Genomic DNA, 3,047 nt, shown 5'->3' with positions numbered 1-3,047 from the left:
TCAGGTGGGTCCACAACGCTATGGTCGCCAAGCAAATTCTAAAATTCGGAAAGCTATATCTAAAAGGTCTACTTCAAACTCATTCAAGGTCTCATTCTTGAGTCCTACAAAACCTCTTGGGTGTTGTATGGTTAAGCCTCACGGGCAATTAGTACAGGTTAGCTCAACGCCTCACAGCGCTTACACACCCTGCCTATCAACGTTCTAGTCTTGAACAACCCTTAAGGACGCTTAAAGCGTCAGGGAAAACTCATCTCAGGGCTCGCTTCCCGCTTAGATGCTTTCAGCGGTTATCGATTCCGAACTTAGCTACCGGGCAATGCCATTGGCATGACAACCCGAACACCAGAGGTTCGTCCACTCCGGTCCTCTCGTACTAGGAGCAGCCCCCTTCAATTTTCCAACGCCCACGGCAGATAGGGACCGAACTGTCTCACGACGTTCTAAACCCAGCTCGCGTACCACTTTAAATGGCGAACAGCCATACCCTTGGGACCGACTTCAGCCCCAGGATGTGATGAGCCGACATCGAGGTGCCAAACACCGCCGTCGATATGAACTCTTGGGCGGTATCAGCCTGTTATCCCCGGAGTACCTTTTATCCGTTGAGCGATGGCCCTTCCATTCAGAACCACCGGATCACTATGACCTGCTTTCGCACCTGCTCGAATTGTCATTCTCGCAGTCAAGCGGGCTTATGCCATTGCACTAACCTCACGATGTCCAACCGTGATTAGCCCACCTTCGTGCTCCTCCGTTACTCTTTGGGAGGAGACCGCCCCAGTCAAACTACCCACCAGGCACTGTCCGTAATCCCGATTCAGGGACCGACGTTAGAACATCAAAGCTACAAGGGTGGTATTTCAAGGACGACTCCACCACATCTAGCGACGCGGTTTCAAAGTCTCCCACCTATCCTACACATGTAGGTTCAATGTTCAGTGCCAAGCTGTAGTAAAGGTTCACGGGGTCTTTCCGTCTAGCCGCGGGTACACTGCATCTTCACAGCGATTTCAATTTCACTGAGTCTCGGGTGGAGACAGCGTGGCCATCATTACGCCATTCGTGCAGGTCGGAACTTACCCGACAAGGAATTTCGCTACCTTAGGACCGTTATAGTTACGGCCGCCGTTTACCGGGGCTTCGATCAAGAGCTTCGACCGAAGTCTAACCCCATCAATTAACCTTCCGGCACCGGGCAGGCGTCACACCGTATACGTCATCTTACGATTTTGCACAGTGCTGTGTTTTTAATAAACAGTTGCAGCCACCTGGTATCTGCGACTCTCGTCAGCTCCATCCGCAAGGGACTTCACCGATAAGAGCGTACCTTCTCCCGAAGTTACGGTACCATTTTGCCTAGTTCCTTCACCCGAGTTCTCTCAAGCGCCTTGGTATTCTCTACCCGACCACCTGTGTCGGTTTGGGGTACGATTCCTTACAATCTGAAGCTTAGAGGCTTTTCCTGGAAGCATGGCATCAATGACTTCACTACCGTAGTAGCTCGACATCGTATCTCAGCGTTATGACGGTCCGGATTTACCTAAACCATCCGCCTACTTACTTGAACCTGGACAACCGTCGCCAGGCCCACCTAGCCTTCTCCGTCCCCCCATCGCAATTGTAAGAAGTACGGGAATATTAACCCGTTTCCCATCGACTACGCCTTTCGGCCTCGCCTTAGGGGTCGACTTACCCTGCCCCGATTAACGTTGGACAGGAACCCTTGGTCTTCCGGCGAGGGAGTTTTTCACTCCCTTTATCGTTACTCATGTCAGCATTCGCACTTCTGATACCTCCAGCAGCCCTTACAGACCACCTTCAACGGCTTACAGAACGCTCCCCTACCCCGCACACTAAAGTGTGCAGCCGCAGCTTCGGTGTATAGCTTAGCCCCGTTACATCTTCCGCGCAGGCCGACTCGACCAGTGAGCTATTACGCTTTCTTTAAATGATGGCTGCTTCTAAGCCAACATCCTGGCTGTCTGAGCCTTCCCACATCGTTTCCCACTTAGCTATACTTTGGGACCTTAGCTGGCGGTCTGGGTTGTTTCCCTCTCCACGACGGACGTTAGCACCCGCCGTGTGTCTCCCGGATAGTACTTACTGGTATTCGGAGTTTGCAAAGGGTTGGTAAGTCGGGATGACCCCCTAGCCTTAACAGTGCTCTACCCCCAGTAGTATTCGTCCGAGGCGCTACCTAAATAGCTTTCGGGGAGAACCAGCTATCTCCAGGTTTGATTGGCCTTTCACCCCTAGCCACAAGTCATCCGCTAATTTTTCAACATTAGTCGGTTCGGTCCTCCAGTTGATGTTACTCAACCTTCAACCTGCCCATGGCTAGATCACCTGGTTTCGGGTCTATATCCAGAGACTGAACGCCCAGTTAAGACTCGGTTTCCCTACGGCTCCCCTAAACGGTTAACCTTGCCACTGAATATAAGTCGCTGACCCATTATACAAAAGGTACGCAGTCACACCACGAAGGTGCTCCTACTGCTTGTACGTACACGGTTTCAGGTTCTATTTCACTCCCCTCACAGGGGTTCTTTTCGCCTTTCCCTCACGGTACTGGTTCACTATCGGTCAGTCAGTAGTATTTAGCCTTGGAGGATGGTCCCCCCATATTCAGACAGGATATCACGTGTCCCGCCCTACTCGATTTCACTGATTATGATGTGTCGGTTACGGGGCTATCACCCTTTATTGCGAGACTTTCCAGACTCTTCACCTGCATCATTAAAAGCTTAAGGGCTAATCCAATTTCGCTCGCCGCTACTTTCGGAATCTCGGTTGATTTCTCTTCCTCGAGGTACTTAGATGTTTCAGTTCCCCCGGTTTGCCTCCTGTTGCTATGTATTCACAACAGGATACTAGCTTGTGCTAGTGGGTTTCCCCATTCGGAAATCCCAGACTCAAAAGACTTTTACTGTCTAATCTGGGCTTATCGCAAGTTAATACGTCCTTCATCGCCTCTGACTGCCAAGGCATCCACCGTGTACGCTTAGTCACTTAACCATACAACCCGAAGAAGTTTCGAGTTGATG

The 3,047-nt window shown here is 51.0% G+C and carries 1 rRNA gene; it reads right to left on the bottom strand.

Features of this window, described 5'->3' with window-relative positions:
- Nucleotides 1-127: 127 nt before the first annotated feature.
- Nucleotides 128-3,018 (bottom strand): 23S ribosomal RNA (locus tag ELZ11_RS23650).
- Between the last annotated feature and the right edge of the window lie 29 nt (nucleotides 3,019-3,047).

The sequence above is a fragment of the Vibrio profundi genome, assembly GCF_005281835.1.
In the GTDB taxonomy this organism is placed as follows: domain Bacteria; phylum Pseudomonadota; class Gammaproteobacteria; order Enterobacterales; family Vibrionaceae; genus Vibrio; species Vibrio profundi.
This window is presented reverse-complemented; position numbering and strand designations above follow the sequence as displayed.